The organism is Paenibacillus nuruki, assembly GCF_001721045.1.
GTDB lineage: Bacteria > Bacillota > Bacilli > Paenibacillales > Paenibacillaceae > Saccharibacillus > Saccharibacillus nuruki.
Map to the genome: position 1 here is coordinate 89,659 of NZ_MDER01000096.1, position 19,057 is coordinate 108,715.

Below are 19,057 nucleotides of genomic sequence, written 5' to 3' on the forward strand. Positions count from 1 at the left end.
AAAAGTATCCGACAAAGTAACTAGTGAGCCTAATTCGATAATTATAAAACCAAATATCCAATTCTAATACAACTATAGGTAAACCATATTACAGTATGAAAGGATGTTTTATAATGTTCAGAAAGACACCGTTAGCCATGTTAATGGTGATAACTACACTAGTTGTAAGTACTTTGTTATCACCAAGTTCCGCTTTTGCAGATCGTACCGTAAATGGAACTGTTGTTACCCTAAGTAGTGGAGCAACGACCAATACAGGTCTCAATATCTATGTAGATGGTTCTGTAGCAACTGCTGGAACAGGGACAAAAGATGCTCCCTTCAAAACACTGATCGAAGCTAGAAATGCGATTCGTGCTAAAAAAGGAGTTTTACCTGTTGGAGGAATTACAGTATGGGTCAAGGGCGGCACATACAAATTCACTTCTACAATGGATATGAATGCTTCTGATTCTGGAGCACCTGGTAAATCAATCGTTTATCGTACCTATCCTGGAGAGAAAGTTATTCTTTCTAACGGTACATCTGTTGATCCTACCCTTTGGAAACCTTTAAATAGTGAAGCACAATCCAGAGTTAATCCAAAAGTCAGTGCAAGCAAGCTAGTTGAACTGGATGTAAAAGCTTTAGGGCTTACCAATATTAACAGCTTTCCTGGAGGCAATTCATTCTCCGATAAATGGGGCATTATTGATCTGATTGTCGATCATGAACGTCAACCGATCTCACAATGGCCGAATCCCGGCGAAATGGCTGGTTCCAAACGGGCTGGTTGGACAACAGCTAACGGTTCCGCGGATGCTAAATCTTTTTACTACGGTGAAAATGGAATCCCGACAGATGGTAAGACTGATGATGAATTAAATGCAGATGGAACCAATCGTTCCGAGCGTTGGGCTGCTTCTGTGAATGCAGGACATGCTCTCTACCTTCAAGGCTTCTGGAGAACGGTCTGGAGCCCTGTGACAAGCAAAGTACAAAGTATTGATAATGCAGAAGGCAGTATTTCTTTGTTAGACACCCCTACAGGCGGTATGGGTTCCAAATGGAGTAAAGATATTGCTAACTCTAACCCTGTTTACCGTACAGGTGATGGAACAGAAGAATGGCGTGCAGTGAACTATCTAGATGAGATTGATGTTCCTGGCGAATGGGCACTTGATTTCAAAGATGGCAAAGTATACTACTACCCTGATGGCGATATCAAAACAAAAGATGTAGAAATCGCTGATAATGCTACACCTATCATCAAAATGTATGCGACGTCCTACCTTCAATTGCTAGGCTTCCAATTAGAAGATAGCATGAGTAACGGGATTGAAATGCAAAAAACGCACCATATTACAATTGCAGGTAATACGATCTTAAACGTAAGTGGTGGCGGTATTGTCGATTACTATGGCAGTTACAATTTGATCAAAAGTAATGATATTTACGATACAGGTGAATTCGGAATAAGTCTTGGTTATGCAGGTGATCGCACAACGACATTTACCAAATCCAATACACGTGTAACCAATAATCATATTCATCATACTGGTCTACTTTCTCACCTTGCAGGTATTATCGTACGGGATTCCAATAATGTATGGGTCGATCATAACTTGATCCATGATGTTCCCAAAGATGGTATTCGTTATGTAAGCAGTACAAATCTAACCTTTGAATTTAATGAAATTCATAATGCTGCTCTAGTTGAAAGTGATACAGGAGCTTTCTATACAGCTCAAGACTGGACTTCATACGGAAATGATCTTCGTTACAACTTTATTCATAACAATGTACGTGCCAACGGATTCTATGTGGATGGCGGCGATGCAGGCGATAACTTCTACAACAATATTATTCAAGGCTCTGATCGTGCATTCCAATTTAACGGTCATCATAATATTGGTCGTAACAATGTCGTGGTTGCTTCTTCCAAAGTACAGATCGAAAATCGTAGTGATGTACTCACAACTGATGTGGTAGCAAATGCGATTATGACGAAAAGTTATGGAGTCGGCAGTAGCTTTGCAGATGGATTGCGTGCTAAAAATCCTTCATCCGGTGTCTGGGCAGGCTTTGCAAGTGAGCTCAAAACACGTTACGGATACACGGATAATTTGTGGACAGATATCCTGAATGCTAACTGGCATCCAGAGTACTCTAATGGTTCCAAATTAGTAGATAATGCATTCGTTCAAGTCAATAGTATTATCAAACCCAAACTTGGAAATATCACTGTTGAAAAAAATAACATTCTGTCTAAAGTAGCAGATGCAAGCTTCTTCAATTACGGTCAAATGGACTTGCGTACTAACAACAGACAAATTCTTGAGAAATTCCCGAATTTGAATAGTATTTTCCCTCAAATTGGATTGCAACAAGATATGTATCGTATCCGTGTGGTAACTCGTGCAGAGACAGGCGGATTCACCAATCACTAAGTTAAATGGCTAGCATACAGCCGAACTTCTTTTGTAAAGAAGTTCGGTTTTTTGTTGTGTTTAGCTCTAGCTATACTTGTGCATGACATGAACCCATTTGATTAGTTATCCAAGCGAACGGGTAAATGCACTATGAATCCGAACGACACGAAGACGATACAGAACATACAGGAGGAATTCATCATGTTAGGTAAAAAAACAATTTTTATTACAGGTGCAGGTAGTGGACTTGGTAAAGGTGCTGCATTAGGTCTTGCCAAAAAAGGACATAAAGTGATTGCTTCCGTAGAAATTATTCCTCAAGTGACAGAGCTTCGAGAAGAAGCCAAAGCTCAAGGACTCGATATTGAAGTACTCAAATTAGATGTAAATAAACCACTTGATCGTATTCAATTGGAAAAATATGATTTTGACGTATATGTAGCGAATGCAGGTATTGGTGAAGGTGGCCCACTTGCTGAGATTCCAGTCGATAATATCCGTCAAATTTTCGATACCAACGTTTTTAACTCATTAGAAATGGTACAGATTGTCGCTCGCCAATTTGTCGCTAAAAAGAAAGGTAAAATCATTTTTGTCAGTTCTATCGCTGGACTAAGTGTGACTCCTTATCTTGGTGCATATTGCGCTTCCAAACATGCTGTAGAAGCGATGGCTCAAGCGCTTAAAGAAGAACTGAAAGAGTTCGGAATTCAAGTCGCTACAATCAATCCTGGTCCTTACAAAACAGGATTTAACGATAATATGTTTGAACAAAAAGAAAAATGGTATGACGAGAAAACCAACTTCACCAAACGTGCTGATTTGTTAAAAGGTGAAAAAATGCTAGCTCAACAGTTCGATCCTCAAGATATGATCGACAAAATGGTGGAAGTCATTGACGCGAAGCACCATCCTTTCCGTAATGTGTATCCAAAACCATCTGAAGAACAAGTAAAAGAATATCAAGCAAAAATATGGGAAGAAACAGTATAAATCTTTTCTTTTCTACTCACTACTATCATGTATCCAAAGCACACAGAATGGGCATTTTGACTGCCTTCTCTGTGTGCTTTTATACTGCTAGAGCACTTTGAAGTACCTATCGCACTTCAAAGTGCGTACTTCTCATCTCTTCTATTATGCTGCAAGCTAATCATGTAACCCATCATGATTAAAGGAGAGCTCAAGATGAATACATCGATCAATCATTCTCGTAAAGTCGCTCTGGTTGTTGGAGCCAACGGAGTTATAGGTAGTAACCTGATTGACCACTTAATTACACTCCCTGATTGGGATATTATAGGGTTATCCCGTAGAGGCGGTATTTCAACAGATCGTGTGACTTATGTATCGGTAGACCTTTTACAGCGAAGCGAAGTTGAACATGTTTTAGCATCATTTTCCACGATCACACATATTTTTTATGCGGCTTATCAAGATCGTCCAACATGGGCAGAATTAGTAGAACCTAATCTGAATATGCTGATTCATATTGTAGAAAGTGTAGAAGCCACTTCTCCTCAACTTGAACATATCAGTCTGATGCAAGGCTACAAAGTATACGGTGCCCATCTGGGTGCATTTCCAACCCCTGCCCGTGAAACAGATGCGAAGCCGATGCCACCTGAATTCAATATGGCACAACAGGATTATCTAGTGCAGCAACAACAAGGTAAAGATTGGACATGGTCTGCTCTTCGACCTTCTGTGGTATGCGGATTTTCAGTAGGTAATCCGATGAATCTAGCTATGGTGGTTGCGATCTATGCGACGATTTCTAAAGAACTGCAAATCCCTTTACGCTTCCCTGGCAAGCGAGGAGCTTACCATAGCATTTTAGAAATGACTGATGCAGGTTTACTCGCCAAAGCAACCGTATGGGCAGCAACAACGCCTGCATGTGCTAATCAGGCGCTGAATATCAATAACGGAGATGTATTTCGCTGGGAATCCTTATGGCCTAAGATTGCTCATTATTTTGATATGGAAACGGCTCCTCCTTTGTCGATGAACTTAAACGATACGATGAAAGATAAAGAAGCTCTGTGGGATTCGATCGTTAGTAGGTATGGATTAACAGCATATACTTATGCAGAGGTGTCTTCATGGGCTTTTGGTGATTTTGTATTTTCGTGGGATTATGATTTTTTTGCAGACGGTAGTAAAGCACGTCGTCTTGGCTTTCATGAGTATGTCGATACCGAAGAAATGTTTATCACTATTTTTGAGGATTTCCGCAAGCGTAAGATTATCGCCTGATCTTCTGTCGTTTGTATCGATAAATCAATAAAAGCCGACCTTAGGTAAGACAAAGGTTCGGCTTTTATTGATTTACATCACTTGAGGAGGAGACGATAAAATACGCGCTTGATCGCCATAGTGTTTATTCACATGCACTTCTCCCCATTTGCACATCATATGAAGTAACTCTGTTAGAGTCGTTCCGTATGGGGTTAATTCATATTCAACTTTGGGTGGCACAACATGATAAGAAGTTCGCAATACGGTGCCTGCTTCTTCTAATTCACGTAATTGCTGGGTTAGCATTTTTTGCGTAATCGCTGGAATTAACTTTTTAAGTTCACTGGTGCGTTTTTTACCAAATGTAAGATGGAATAAGATCACAGGTTTCCATTTACCACCGATCACTTCCAATGTGACTTCAACAGCAGTATGATATACTTTCTCTTTTTCTTCCATTATTGTTCCACCTTTCTAAGGTAGTTAATTATTTAGTATACTTACATCTAAGGTATAACACGAGCGTATGGTATAGTTCTTTCTACTGTAACATAGCCTATGGATAAGAAAGGTAAGCTATTTGGTTTGGTAAACATCACTTTTTTATTACCATGAATGTATTGCTCAAACCAAGTGCTGTTTGACAGTAGTCCTTTGTTCTACCTATACTAATGCCAACTCAATCTATACCCAAGCATATAATATAAGGAGGTGGTCGCTTGAAAGCATCAAACTCGCGAATGATCCTTTTGGGGCTCGCTTTATTCGCTTTGTTACTAGGAGTACTATACTACAGTTTTCATACGAAAAACGATTCGTATCCGTTAAGTAGCGGTGCTGTGAAGGAGTCTGGAATGAATATCTATGTCGCCAAAACAGGGAATGATCAGACTGGAAATGGTAGCAAGAACAGTCCTTATGCGACTTTAAAACAAGCTCAGAAAAAGATTCGTGCCTATCAGGGCAAGCTTCCTCAAGGAGGCATAACGGTCTGGGTGAAGCAAGGGAATTATCTGATGGATTCTAGCTTACAACTGGATCAAAAAGATTCAGGAACAGCCAGTTCTCCAATTACATATCGCACGTATACCGGAGAACAAGTAACGTTATCTACAGGCAAAACAGTAACGGACTGGCAACCACTCAGTCAAGAAGCTCAAGCTAGAGTTCATCCGAAGATTGATCCCAAGCAGTTAGTAGAATTGGATGTACGCAAATTAGGATTTAAGCATATTAATGGATTTGAAGGCGGTACTTCGTTTACAGAAAAATGGGGTATCCTGAACTTATTTGCAAATAATCAAATGCAACCTATTTCCCGCTGGCCGAATACTACAGAAGTTGCTAGTGGACAACGTGCAGGTTGGGCGATTGCTCAAAGTGTCTATAATGCTCAATCTTTTTATTATCAAAAGCCCGGTTCATCGAGTGTAAATATTCTGGATGAAGATGGTACTAATCGTTCCAAGCGCTGGCAAAATGCGATTCAACAAGGACATGCAATCTACTTACAAGGTTTCTGGCGTACACTATGGAGTCCAGCCAGTATCCAGATCAGTCAAATTGATCCTGCTCAAAAAACGATCAAGCTTCTCGATACCCCTCAAGGCGGTATGGGTTCTAAATTCAGTGCTCTCGTGTCTCCTTCTGCTCTATCGAGAACAACGAATGAGCAAAATGATAACAGTAGTACACCTTCTACTTATCGTGTCGGTGATGGCTCTGAAGAGTTCCGTGCACTTAATCTATTAGAAGAAATTGATACGCCCGGAGAATGGGCGCTTGATTTTAAAGACGGCAAAATTTACTACTATCCGCCTTCTGATATTCATAAATTGCAGACTGTGATTGGCGATCAAGATTCACCGATTGTCAGTATGGATGGTACATCTTATGTGCAATTTAAAGGATTTACGATACAGAATAATATGGGCAATGGTTTTGAAATGAAACGAAGTCATCATATAACGATAGCAGGCAACAAAATTCATGATGTGAATGGCGGTATCTTAGACGTAGATGGTCATCATAATACATTCCGCAGTAATGATATTTATGATACAGCTAGCTTCGGAATCAGTCTGAATAGTGCAGGTGATCGGGCTACCTTATCGTCTGCAAATACTCGCATTACCAATAATCATATTCATCATATCGGCAAGCTGATTCATCTGGAAGCGATTATTATTCGAGATTCAGTCGGTGTGCGGGTAGATCATAATTTACTACATGATGTTCCCAAAGATGCTGTTCGTTATGTATTTAGCAATAAGCTGTTGCTAGAATACAATGAAGTTCATAATACATCTCTGATCGAAGGCGATACAGGAGCTTTCTATACCGCTCAAGATTGGTCTTCGTACGGCAATGTATTACGATATAACTTTATTCACAATAACAAGCGCTCCAATGGATTCTATGCAGACAGCGGTAGCAGTGGGAATACGTATCAGTATAATATTATTCAAGATACTTCCCGTGCTTTCCTATTTGAAAATGGTCATCATAATGTAGCGACGAACAATCTATTAATTGATGTCCAATCGCTTGAAATTAATGACCGTTCCAATCAACTCGATTATGGACTAAATAGCGACAATGCAAATCGTCTACGTGAGCTACAACCTTTAACCGGAACTTGGAAAAAATACGGTGAACAACTTGCTGAAAAATACGGACTGCAAGGCAATCTATGGAGTAGCGTATTAAGCAAGAAATGGAATCCGCAATATCCAAACGGCAGCAAGCTCAATCATAACGTTATTGTAGGTGCAGATGGACAAGTGAAATTACCGAAAAAAGGTGATGTGACAGCCGTAGGGAATACCACTGTGAGTAGCACATCCAAAGCTGGATTTTATAACCTAGCTACACTGGATCTACGTACCAAAAATGCGAAGATTCTAGAGAAATTCCCAGACTTGAATACCATTTTCCCAACGATTGGATTGTACAAAGATGATTATCGCACTCAGCCTTTTAATCGTGCAGATTCAGACGGTCTTTCCGATCATCAATCAACTTCTTAAATCAAACTTTTCTTGATATTACTGACTGATCAGTTGTGCTTCGGTGCAATTGATCAGTTATCTTTTTATAGATTAAGATTTCGTCCGACACACTTGACAAGCAATCTACCAGTATGCTCAAATGGTTACAAAAAAGAAACTAATTTATGAATAAATTGAAATTTTATTAAGAAAGTATGAAAATAGTCTTTGCTAAATATGTATCTGTATTTTATTATATAAAAGCATCTAAAGAAATTACCAAATTATATGTATTTTAGGGGGTGATTAACTAATTAAAACAATGATCTACACCATAGCAGGGATAAACCATCATCCCAACGACATCAGTGTATCTAGAAACGGAGGGAATTTATATTTATGAAGAAGTTCCAGAAAATGATATCGCTCGCAGCTATTCTTGCTTTGAGTAGTGGTATAGCAGTTCCATATGCATCTGCTGACAAAGTTGGAAATCAAGAAGTGATTAATCTTGATAGCGGTGCTGTGACAAAAACCGGTTGGAATCTATATGTAGATACTGCCGGAAGCGATACCGATGGGAATGGCACAAAAGAGAAACCATACGCCACCCTCGAAAGAGCACGTGATGCGATTCGTAGCCTCAAAGGCGCCCTACCCGATTATGGAGTAACGGTCTGGGTCAAAGGTGGAGAATATGAATTTTCCAACTTGGAATTTACAGATGCAGATTCAGGTACGCCTGATAAACCGATTGTCTATCGTACCTATGCGGGAGAACAAGTAACGTTAACCAATGGTATTCGTATCAATGCGTCAGATTGGAAGCCTCTTAGCGCAGCTGCCAAAGCTCGTGTTCATCCTGATGTAGATGCCAATGCTCTGTACCAGTTAGATGTAAAATCGCTGGGCTTGAAGCATATTAGACATTTTGAAGGTGGTACTTCATTTACCGAAAAATGGGGAATCATTGATCTGATCTCTAACGGTATTCGTCAACCGATCTCACAATGGCCGAATATCACCGAATCGGTAGATGGACATCGTAAAGGATGGACAACTGCTAACGGTTCAGCGGATGCCAAATCTTTTTATTATGGTGAAGGCGGTATTCCTGAAAATGGAGATACAACGGACACATTGGATTTGGATGGTAGCAATCGTGCAGCACGCTGGCAGAAGTCTTTGTCAGAAGGTCATGCTCTTTATCTCAAAGGATTTTGGAGAACGGTCTGGAGTCCACTGACCAGTTCTGTACAATCTGTCGATACCAAGCACAATGTAATTACACTTAAAGATATTCCAGATGGCGGTATGGGTTCCAAATGGAGTGCTACCGTATCTGATTATGCATCTGCTACATCCGCTACAGCGAATACGTATGGAGACGATGCCAAGTCAGCTAGTGTGGCTCCATCTACTTCTGCGACAAGTGCGCCTGCGGCAGATGATGCTTTGCATGATACTGATTCTACGCCTCAATCGTATAAGCTGTTTAACGAACAGGGCGAATCAGGATCAGTAAGTTTGAAAGAAAATGTGACAGACGATTCTCAATTAACGACCGAAGCGACGGACTCGGAGAACAGCTTATCGTTACCTTCAGGCGTAACGGAACATACAGGTACCGATGCTACTGTGACAGAACATACCGCTGACTCCGAATCAGCCAACGTTTCTTCATCTGTAAAAAATGATGTCTACAAAACAGCGACAGCCAGTACGTATTTCGCACCTTCATCGTATTCATCCAAAATTAAAGCGCCTTATCGAATCGGTTCCGGTTCGGAAGAGTGGAAATTGATTAATTACCTGGATGAAATCGATGTACCGGGTGAATGGTCACTCGACTTCAAAGATGGGCAAATTTATTATTATCCGAAAGGCAATCTAAAAAGCCAAACGATTATTATTGCCGATCAAGAAAACCCGGTTGTCTCTATCAACGGTGCTTCCAACTTGGAAATGTTAGGGTTCACTGTTGAAGGCGGTATGGGGAACGGAATTGAATTGAAAAATACCGATCATATTACGATTGCAGGCAACACGCTTCGTAATCTAGGTAATGGTGGGATTCTGGATGTAGATGGTACGAATAATCTTTTCCAGAGTAACGATATTTATGAAACAGGCGGATTCGGGATCAGTATTAACGATGCTGGCGACCGTAAAAAATTAACAGCAGCGAATAGCCGCGTTACCAATAACCATATTCATAATGTGGGTGATCTTACTCACCTCGAAGCGATACTGGTGCGTAATTCAGTGGGAGTCAAATTCGATCATAATTTACTGCATGATGTACCCAAAGATGCTGTCCGTTATGTGTACAGCAACAATTTAACATTTGAGTACAATGAAGTACACAACACTTCGTTGATCGAAGGCGATACCGGAGCATTCTATACCGCTCAAGATTGGGCTTCGTATGGTAATGTGCTGCAATATAATTTTGTTCACCATAACAAACGTTCTAATGGATTTTATTCAGATGGTGCAGATAGCGGTGATAATTATCGTTACAATATTGTACAAGGTTCCACGAAAGGTATTTTACTCAATGGACATGACAATATCGCAAATAACAATCTAGTGGTCGATTCCAATATGATTCAAGTCGATCAACGGGGCGATAGTAATTCTCATGGTGTGAATAGTATCTATGCAGATCAACTTCGAGAAATGAATCCAACCAGTGGTGTCTGGAAAGAATACGGAGCAACATTACAGAAAACGTATGGTTACGATCATCCGTTATGGAGTAGTATTCTTGATCCGAACTGGCATCCTGAATATCCTAATGGTACAAAAATGAATAACAATGTAATGGTCAATACCCCGAATATTGTGGTTCCCAAATTAGGTGATGTGAAAGTTGAAGGTAATCAATTTATCTCTACGGTCACAGGTGCAGGATTCTACGATTACAGCAAAATGGACTTACGTACCGACAATAAGACTATTTTAGCGAAATTTCCGAATCTGAATGAAGTCATGCCTAAAATTGGATTGAGTCAAGATGAATACCGTACCAAAGTCGTGACTCGTGCCGAATCAGGCGGATTAACCAATCACTAATCTAACCAGCTCTTCTATGCTTTGACCAAGTAGAACCTTTGAATCAACAGGCTGTTTGCCTACGATTCAAAGGTTCTTTTTTTGTCTATACATTTCTTTTTTACATAGTTACTATATTTTTTTCATGGAAATGACTTGTAATTATTTTTGTCCATGTTATAATTATCTTAATATTAAGATTTTAAATATAAGCCGATTATGATTCATTCATATATATATTAGGAGGTTGACGATTATGGAATTATTAGGTATTCATCACGTCTCAATTATGACAGGTAAAGCGGAAAAAAATTACGATTTTTATACCAAAACAATGGGTATGCGTATGGTGAAAAAAGGAGTCAATCAAGACGATACGACGTCTTATCATTTATTTTATGGGGATGCTGTTGCTTCTCCCGGTACCGAACTAACTTTCTTTGATCTACCAGGTATCGGACCTAGCTATCAAGGAGTATCTAGTATTTCAGCCACTTCATTACGTGTAGCCAATACAGAAGCGTTGCAATACTGGTCTGATCGATTTGATCAATTGAATGTTACTCATGAAGAAATCAAACAACGGGCTGGACGGGATACTTTAGCGTTCCAAGACTTTGAAGGTACACGTCTTATTCTTGTAGCCGATAATGGCGAACAAGGTGTTGCTCCCGGCAAAGCTTGGGATCAGACTGAAGTTCCTGTTGAATACGGTATTCTTGGACTTGGACCTACCACATTGACACTTGCCAAACCAGCTTCTACAATTATGATTTTGACTGAAGTGATGGGATTCCGTCACACAGGCTCGTATCCTTCGCTTGCAGGTGACTTTGCAGATATTGAAGTCTACTCTACCGGTCAAGGCGGAGCAGGTGCAGAAGTCCATATCGAGACACGCCCTGATCTTCCGAATGCTCGCTTGGGTCGTGGTGGTGTGCATCACGTAGCTTTCCGTGTACCTGATGAATCCGAGTACGAACGTTGGGCAGACAAATTATCCAAATTAGGCATTCCTAATTCGGGTAAAGTAGATCGTCACTATTTCCGTGCTCTTTACTTCCGTGAACCCAATGGAATCTTATTCGAACTTTCTACAGATACACCGGGATTCGATATCGACGAATCTATGGATTCATTAGGTGAGACATTGTCTTTACCTCCTTTCCTTGAAGGTAATCGTGCACAGATCGAAGCTAATCTTCGTCCGCTTGTACTTGATGAAGCTTAATCTATTAGATGAAATAGTATCGTTATCATAGGTTTATAACACAAAGAGCAACTCTTAGCAGAGTTGCTCTTTTATGATTTAAACATATGTTTGTAGCTTTGTCTCTTACTTCCCTTGAGAAGACGTCTGCTCAAGTTGCTCTGCTTTCTTTCGCTCTTCAAGATAGGCTTCAAATCGCTCAGGATGAACCACTTTACGCATCAAATGCATCGGTCCTTCTCCTTTACCTGCATCTCTAGAACGGATACTTTCATATCCTCTACGCTCATACATTGGCAGTAACCATGGATGTTTCTCCGCAGTACCCAGTGTAACCGCAGGCGCGCCTACTTCATCACGGATAATATGTTCTTCTACCCAATTGAGTAATTTGCTACCTGCACCTGTTCCTTGTACATTCGGATCCACTGCGAACCACATAATAAACGGTAAGCCCGTCTCAGCAGTTAACTCTTTGACCCGTTCAGGATCAGCTAAAGTCACTGTCGCTACGATCAAGCCATCTTGCTCTAGTACATAGCATTTATTGTGCGTAATATTATCTTCAATTAATGCTAGATCAGCATGAGCTGCTGGCCACGTTAATCCTAATTCACGAATAGTCACATATGCTTCATATGTGATATGAAGTACACGCTCTGCATCTTCTACGGTTGCCAAACGATAAATGTCACTCAATTCTGTCACCTCTTTATTCCGACTATGTTCATCAGATTATTAAATATAATCTAACATTGATTATACCACTTTTCTAATTGAATTTTTCTATAAGTAATTTTCTATAAGTAACGATGGATGATATGAATCCTTATTTTATATGATCTACTTATCGACAATCGTTAGACGATTCCATGTGTGTTGCCAATTTTTTTGTTGAACACGTTGCTGATAAATATGAACGTCTCCGCGTGTCTGAAGAAAGCGTGGATTGACACGTATCTTCATTTCAAATACATCTTCAAGTCCACAAGGAGCGACAAGAATCACTTGATCATCTTCATCTAACCGTACTCCTAATGCTGTCGCAGTTTCGGGAAAGCATGAGATAGCATCTACTGTAGAGGTGTAAGGCTCAATACGATTGGCGATATGCATTCTTGCTTCATTTTTGACTGACCACGGCACTGCTGGTTGCATACAGGATAATTGGCGTTCCCACTCTTTTTCATTATTTTCATCCAGCTGGTTGGGATCGTAATAGACTACATCAATATCAGCAAGTACTGTGCGAGAGTCAATCTGATGTAACATATCCCAGATCTTCGAACGGACAAATCCTGCACATACCCAGCTATCCGGCAGATTCAGATGTCGTACACTGCGCAAAATATCCATCATCCAACCATCATCTTCAATCCATTGAACAATCGTCTGCTGCCTGCTTTGCTCTTTGTCACTATCATATGTAGACATGTCTGTAGCTCCTCTATACTCTGAATTGTGCTTCTATTTATACGGTTGAATACTGAGCTATTGTTGGATTTCATTTACCATATATTCGGCAAATGCTTGTAACTGTACAGGTTCCAATCTTGGATCATCTATACTGCCACTGTACATATCAAGGCAAGCACGAATAAGCTCAGAGTAGGTAGAAGGCAATGCAGAGATTCCCCATTCCCCTCCTTCTTTTTTCGATGAGACGGTATGTTCTTGAAGAAACAGCAAGATCCGACACAGGTTAAGTGTGTAATATACAGGTGAATCTATTATATCTGTAGATACATGTTCTATATCTAACAAAAGTGATTGAATATACAAATGAGGGTCGATTGGCGCAAATACTGCGGAGATCTGTTTACCATATAAGGTTAGACCTCGCTGATATGTAACAAAAATATGAGCTGCTATATCGGTATCTGTATCCCCTCCGCAAATATAATGCGTATCTGTACGATACTTTTCGCGGTGATGGGCTGAATAATGGAATTCAAATGGAGTCGTGTATACAAAAGGATTTATATCTTTTTGCAATAATATACTCAACTCGAGCCCGTTGCCGTATATTAAATCTTCTTCTACTATTAGAAGTTTTTGAGCGATATCTAATTTCAATTGCTGACTGATTGCATCTTGTACCACAATTAACAAATCAATATCACTCTGTTCAGGATTGAACCCACCCATCGCCAAAGAACCATGTAGATAAATACCGACTAGATTATCTTCTAATACTGTTTGAAATAACTCTGTAATACCTTTAAGTTTATAGGCATGATCTGAGATATGAGGCTGAATATTCAATATGATCGGCTCCTTTTCAATACCCTATTTCACCAAAATATCCTTCTATCTTCTTCCTTTTAGATGGTATCGTCAACCATAGACAAGGATCTATCAAAAAAAGCATCCCTAATGATCTAGGAATGCTTTTTGCTATACTACTTTACTGATAATCTACATCTTCGGTGAAATGAATCTGTTGCAATCGTTCTTGAATCCGCTGAATTTCAGCTGATGTTAACGGTGCGTTAGGCGCAATCTTATAATTACGTCCAGTCACATAACTAACTTCGGTATGACTGTCAAAAGCATATGGGGTCTGCGGAACAGGCGTTTTTGTATAATCAGTAAAATCAATCACCGACCATGCTTGATCTCCATCGTGCTTGCGCAAAATTAGACGCTGATATTGATTCTCTGTCCATAGATAACGAGTATCAGCTGGAGAGTTATTACCATCTAGTGCCGTCGTATAACCGGAACCTCTGAACATCAATGTAAATTGAGCTTGATCATTGGTAGAACCCGACTTCGTTCGATACGTTTGCCCAAGTTCATTGATCCCTACAATATGAACATTACGTCCTGCTGGAAAATGATCAACAAAGTCTTTCCATCCATTTAGCAAATTATCATGACGTAACACCCAGTTTGTATCAATCACAATAGATAGATAGTTAACCGTGTTCATCATTTGATAAGGATTATCGACATATTGCTGCGCAGTATACAATTGCGGTTCAGCATTAGAGTCTTTGACATAGGGATCACCCGGATGAATCGTCCACCGGGAAGACTTTTCTACATAACGTGAACCGATAGGATCGATTGTTACTGGATTCATAAAGACGGCTCCACTATTATCTAGACTTCCTTGTGCAGGCACCAATGGATTATGCTCATTCGACCAGTAAGGCATCAATGGCGAACCTTCTCCAAATAATTGATTTACATTATATTGCGTCGCTGCCCAGCCCATATAGGATGTAATCTCAAAATGATCTTTGAGCCATGTCACTTGCTCGGGATTGACAGCAAAGCTAGATAATGAAGTTGGACGATATGCCGCTGGAATACTTTCAAATACCGATGGTTGTCCGACTGTACCTGATTCATGCAATGTATTCATAGCATTATAGCGATACATATACAACCACTCATTCATCTCATTGCCCCACTGTGCTAACGTATAGTGATTGTTCGGATAACCAGACAAAATACCGACTTCATCTCCATACAGATCAACATACTGTAAGACTTGATGCAATTGAGGACGATTGCTTTCTTGAAAAACAAAATTGTTATCAATTGCCCATGTCAGATGTACATTCGGATCAATCTGAGCAAGCATACTCCGCATCTGCTGCATTTCAGCTAGGGTAGTTGATGAACCTGATCCACCTTCTAACATCACGGATACTGCAAAATATTGTTTTCTACGCTCACCAGCCACTACGTTCAACTCAAATTCTTTATGGAGATATACGCTAGTCGAAGGTGATGTCACACTGATTTGGACAGGAATTGTGCTACCTACCGGTGGGATATTATGCACATTGATAATCCGTCCTTGCTCATCAATAATACCCGTATTATTTTCAAATCGAATATGAAGATCGGCTGGTAAATGTTCAGAAGCAATCGGTTGACCATATACATCTTGGAGGACATACCGTATACGCCATGAATCTGGCTTAATCGATACCGATTGATCTAACGTATATGTGTCCAGATAGACAGAACGAATCACATAATCTGGCTTGTATTCCGGTTCTTCAACAGGTGGAGTCACTGGTGGTGCTTTGATTGTCACCATTATCATGGTCTCGATCTTAAGATCAAGCTTCGCTTGTGGTGAGACAATATGAAGTTGAACAGGAATTAATCCGCCTGTGGCTGGAATATGTTCAGGATGAATAATTTTGCCCTGTGTATCAAATATATTTAATGGATCTTCAAATTGGTATGTCAGATCGGATGAGACCCGTTCAGGTAAAGCAATCTTCTGACCCTGATACCAGAAATAAAACGACAGTCGATATGCACTATATGTTGCAGGATCATTCCACAGTACAGGCGCTTCTATATTCACCCGATCAAATACAAATGAAGGTTCCGCTGGAGGCAACACAGGAGGTGCGACGGGCGGCACAGGCACTTCTGGATCAGGCCTAGGGTTGTTGCGATCATGGTCTTTGTCTTTAGGATTTGCCCGGCTCCCTGTCAGTTCAGGCGTACTATCTACAGAATTTGATCCAGACGTTGGTTCAGAATGATCTTTTTCTATTATTACAGGTGGACGCTCGGGAGTCAGTACAGGTGGAGTTGCCTCTGTAGAGCGGCTGGCTAACAATTGCTGTGCACGCTCCTGTAAGTTATCCCCTGATTGCAGTACCCGATAGGCTACCAAAATAGCCGCTTGACGTTGTACAGGTTGCTTGGGCGCAAAATGATGTTGCTCATTGCCTTGCATCAGTCCTAATTGCTCCATTAACCACACACTAGATTTCGCATAACCTGAAATATCGGCTTGATCTTCAAATGTCGATACATTCGTCACCTGTTGCTGATCAGTCAAGCCAAGATAACGAGCATACCAGACAGCGACATCTTGACGACTAATCGGTTGCTTTACACCAAATTCGGTAGCACTGATTCCTTTGGTAATATCATACTGATATAAAGCACTAACATAAGGAACTGCCCAAGGTGATACATCGGTAAAAGGGAGTACCGTTCCAGGTTCTGATGTCCAATTTAAGCTTTTAACAAATACACTTGCCCATTCTTGTCTAGAAATAGAGCGTCTCGGCTGAAAGCTGCCATCCTGATAGCCTGTAATGACTCCTTGTGCTGACAATGACGTAATAGCATCAACAGCATAAGATTGTCTAATATCTATAAAGGCTTCTTTGCTCATCGCTGATATATCGGTGGCATTCGTACAGAACAGCAATACAATCAACAAACAAGCTATATATTGCTTCATATGTGTTGACCCCGCTTTGGATATCATATAATTAGTTATAACCTGTTCTACTTCAAACAAGCTATAACGTTGTATTCACCTCCAAACACATCTTATGAACCTATAATTTGAAATTAAATTCATACTTTAGACCCATCTAATTAAGTAAATACATCTAATCTAGGGTAAAAGTTGAGCAACTATACTACTAATTTATTTACGTATATATCGAATTATACAACAATTTATCGGAATATTAAGGAAAGGTTTGAAGAAAAATCGAAAAAAGTCGTTTTATTATAAACGACTTTCTTCATTTCACTTCAAATAGTTCATGCGAGGAAGTTAATTTTTATTTTCTTGTCTTCTGCGTCTTAATTCTTCGGTGATTTTGCGCCCGGTTGGTGTCTGTGCTAATCCTCCGCGGGCCGTCTCACGATGTTCACTTGGCATAGAACGTCCGACTTGTAACATCACATCGACCACCTCATCTGATGGAATAGCGCTACGCACTCCAGCAAGTCCCATATCTGCCGCTGCTAACGCATTCACTGCACCTAATCCATTACGAACAATACAAGGAATTTCGACAAGTCCAGCTACTGGATCACAGATTAATCCCAATGTATTTTTGAGAGCCAATCCTACAGCATGCATAGCTTGCTCGGGTGTACCGTTACGCATCTCGACCATCGCTCCTGCTGCCATCCCAATTGCTGAACCGACTTCTGCCTGACATCCACCTTCTGCGCCTGAGATCGAAGAATTGTTGGCAATCACATAACCGATCGCTCCTGCTGCAAATAGTCCTAGAACCATATGATCATCATCCCATCCAAAACGTTCTTGCGAACTGACAAATACGCCAGGAATAATGCCACATGAGCCTGCGGTTGGTGTAGCAATAATACGACCCATCGAAGCATTGACTTCAGATACAGCTAGCGCATACGCCATCGCACGAGTAGCATCACTGCCTGAAGAAGTTTCTCCACTCAACATATAATCATGCACACGGCGTGCATCTCCGCCCGTTAGACCGCTTCGTGAAACGGTGTCTTCTGTAATTCCGCGATGTACTGCTTCTTTCATCACTTGATAATAATCTGCCATCTGCTGGATCACTTCAGGTTCACTAACCCCTGTTTCTTTTACTTGTTCTTCAATCATCAGTTCCGCAATCGTGAGTGAACGTTCTTCACATAACCGAACAATATCTTTTAACGTGCGAAATTGCATATTCTATACTCTCCTTTGTCTTTCATTTACTTCAAGTCTATAACAGCCGCACGAGTTACATAAGGCAATTGTAAAATACGATTCAACACATGCGGATCAGGCGCAGTATCCAATTCGATAACAGTCATCGCTTCACCGCTACGAGCTTTGCGATCCACATCCATAAATCCAATATTGAGTTCCGCATCACTAAGTGTGCGTGTAATATCCGCCAGTACACCTTTACTATCCGTGTGTTCTACAGCAAGCATCGGATACTGACCAGAGCCTCGTACATCGAATCCATTTAATTCATGAATCTCAATATTTCCGCCACCGATCGAAGCACCTGCTACTTCAGCTGTTTCTGTTCCATGCTGTACAATAATTCGCACAAAGTTAGGATGCGGATAATTGCCTGTGCCTTTATCAAAAGAAATCGTTATCCCTTGACGATCGGCTTCTTCTGCTGCATCTGGTAAGCGATCATCATCGGTATCATAATCAAGCAGACCACCGACAAGTGCTAGATCTGTACCATGTCCCCAGTACGTTTCTGCAAACGAACCATACAAAACAATCTTTACATGCTCAGGGCATACTCCTAAAAAATGACGAGCCGCTCTTCCTAGACGAGCTGCTCCTGCTGTATGTGAACTAGACGGTCCTACCATCGCCGGCCCTATAATATTGAATACATTTTTAAAACGCATAAATT

At 40.5% G+C, this 19,057-nt stretch carries 13 protein-coding genes; 6 read left to right on the forward strand and 7 right to left on the reverse strand.

What is annotated here, in order from left to right:
• The first annotated feature begins 113 nt into the window (after window positions 1-113).
• From PTI45_RS22760 to PTI45_RS22770, 3 genes are all read left to right on the forward strand, one after another.
• Entirely contained in the window at window positions 114-2,429 is a 2,316-nt protein-coding gene (locus tag PTI45_RS22760; RefSeq protein WP_069329879.1) for a right-handed parallel beta-helix repeat-containing protein, read from the forward strand.
• 183 nt (window positions 2,430-2,612) lie between these two features.
• Complete coding sequence (locus PTI45_RS22765) at window positions 2,613-3,404, forward strand: SDR family oxidoreductase (protein ID WP_069329880.1); 792 nt, start codon at window positions 2,613-2,615, stop codon at window positions 3,402-3,404.
• 195 nt (window positions 3,405-3,599) lie between these two features.
• Window positions 3,600-4,670 carry an SDR family oxidoreductase gene (locus PTI45_RS22770; RefSeq protein WP_069329881.1) on the forward strand — a complete coding sequence of 357 codons (1,071 nt, stop codon included), beginning with the start codon at window positions 3,600-3,602 and terminating at the stop codon, window positions 4,668-4,670.
• Window positions 4,671-4,742: 72 nt separating this feature from the next.
• Here the strand turns inward: PTI45_RS22770 and PTI45_RS22775 are convergent, their stop codons facing one another.
• Window positions 4,743-5,111, reverse strand: coding sequence for a winged helix-turn-helix transcriptional regulator (locus PTI45_RS22775; RefSeq protein WP_069329882.1), 369 nt, complete (start codon window positions 5,109-5,111; stop codon window positions 4,743-4,745).
• Between the two features lie 260 nt (window positions 5,112-5,371).
• Here PTI45_RS22775 and PTI45_RS22780 point away from each other — a divergent pair, with 260 nt between their 5' ends.
• The 3 genes from PTI45_RS22780 to PTI45_RS22790 all read left to right on the forward strand — a co-directional run bounded on the left by PTI45_RS22780 (window position 5,372) and on the right by PTI45_RS22790 (window position 11,930).
• Window positions 5,372-7,681: a right-handed parallel beta-helix repeat-containing protein gene (locus PTI45_RS22780; RefSeq protein WP_069329883.1), complete on the forward strand. Its 2,310-nt coding sequence runs from the start codon at window positions 5,372-5,374 to the stop codon at window positions 7,679-7,681.
• A gap of 360 nt (window positions 7,682-8,041) precedes the next feature.
• Window positions 8,042-10,720: a right-handed parallel beta-helix repeat-containing protein gene (locus PTI45_RS22785; protein WP_069329884.1), complete on the forward strand. Its 2,679-nt coding sequence runs from the start codon at window positions 8,042-8,044 to the stop codon at window positions 10,718-10,720.
• Window positions 10,721-10,955: 235 nt separating this feature from the next.
• Entirely contained in the window at window positions 10,956-11,930 is a 975-nt protein-coding gene (locus PTI45_RS22790) for a ring-cleaving dioxygenase (protein WP_069329885.1), read from the forward strand.
• Between the two features lie 105 nt (window positions 11,931-12,035).
• Here the strand turns inward: PTI45_RS22790 and PTI45_RS22795 are convergent, their stop codons facing one another.
• The 6 genes from PTI45_RS22795 to sdaAB form a co-directional block, all read right to left on the reverse strand.
• Complete coding sequence (locus PTI45_RS22795; RefSeq protein ID WP_069329886.1) at window positions 12,036-12,608, reverse strand: GNAT family N-acetyltransferase; 573 nt, start codon at window positions 12,606-12,608, stop codon at window positions 12,036-12,038.
• A gap of 144 nt (window positions 12,609-12,752) precedes the next feature.
• Window positions 12,753-13,343 (reverse strand): nucleotidyltransferase family protein, encoded by a 591-nt coding sequence (locus PTI45_RS22800; protein WP_069329887.1) that lies wholly within the window; start codon window positions 13,341-13,343, stop codon window positions 12,753-12,755.
• A 57-nt stretch (window positions 13,344-13,400) separates the two neighbouring features.
• On the reverse strand, window positions 13,401-14,174 hold the full coding sequence (locus tag PTI45_RS22805; protein ID WP_245703548.1) for an aminoglycoside adenylyltransferase domain-containing protein: 774 nt from the start codon (window positions 14,172-14,174) through the stop codon (window positions 13,401-13,403).
• Between the two features lie 142 nt (window positions 14,175-14,316).
• Entirely contained in the window at window positions 14,317-17,142 is a 2,826-nt protein-coding gene (locus PTI45_RS22810; RefSeq protein ID WP_139129320.1) for an S-layer homology domain-containing protein, read from the reverse strand.
• A 324-nt stretch (window positions 17,143-17,466) separates the two neighbouring features.
• Window positions 17,467-18,360 (reverse strand): L-serine ammonia-lyase, iron-sulfur-dependent, subunit alpha, encoded by an 894-nt coding sequence (sdaAA, locus tag PTI45_RS22815; protein WP_069329888.1) that lies wholly within the window; start codon window positions 18,358-18,360, stop codon window positions 17,467-17,469.
• A 26-nt stretch (window positions 18,361-18,386) separates the two neighbouring features.
• Window positions 18,387-19,052, reverse strand: coding sequence for an L-serine ammonia-lyase, iron-sulfur-dependent subunit beta (gene sdaAB, locus PTI45_RS22820; RefSeq protein WP_069329889.1), 666 nt, complete (start codon window positions 19,050-19,052; stop codon window positions 18,387-18,389).
• Window positions 19,053-19,057: the final 5 nt, after the last annotated feature.

Coding starts and splice junctions, on each gene's coding strand:
- PTI45_RS22785 (WP_069329884.1), top strand. CDS start 8,042: ATGAAGAAGTTCCAGAAAATGATATCGCTCGCAGCTATTCTTGCTTTG.
- PTI45_RS22810 (WP_139129320.1), bottom strand. CDS start 17,142: ATGAAGCAATATATAGCTTGTTTGTTGATTGTATTGCTGTTCTGTACG.
- PTI45_RS22775 (WP_069329882.1), bottom strand. CDS start 5,111: ATGGAAGAAAAAGAGAAAGTATATCATACTGCTGTTGAAGTCACATTG.
- PTI45_RS22765 (WP_069329880.1), top strand. CDS start 2,613: ATGTTAGGTAAAAAAACAATTTTTATTACAGGTGCAGGTAGTGGACTT.
- PTI45_RS22800 (WP_069329887.1), bottom strand. CDS start 13,343: ATGTCTACATATGATAGTGACAAAGAGCAAAGCAGGCAGCAGACGATT.
- sdaAB (WP_069329889.1), bottom strand. CDS start 19,052: ATGCGTTTTAAAAATGTATTCAATATTATAGGGCCGGCGATGGTAGGA.
- PTI45_RS22770 (WP_069329881.1), top strand. CDS start 3,600: ATGAATACATCGATCAATCATTCTCGTAAAGTCGCTCTGGTTGTTGGA.
- sdaAA (WP_069329888.1), bottom strand. CDS start 18,360: ATGCAATTTCGCACGTTAAAAGATATTGTTCGGTTATGTGAAGAACGT.
- PTI45_RS22760 (WP_069329879.1), top strand. CDS start 114: ATGTTCAGAAAGACACCGTTAGCCATGTTAATGGTGATAACTACACTA.
- PTI45_RS22790 (WP_069329885.1), top strand. CDS start 10,956: ATGGAATTATTAGGTATTCATCACGTCTCAATTATGACAGGTAAAGCG.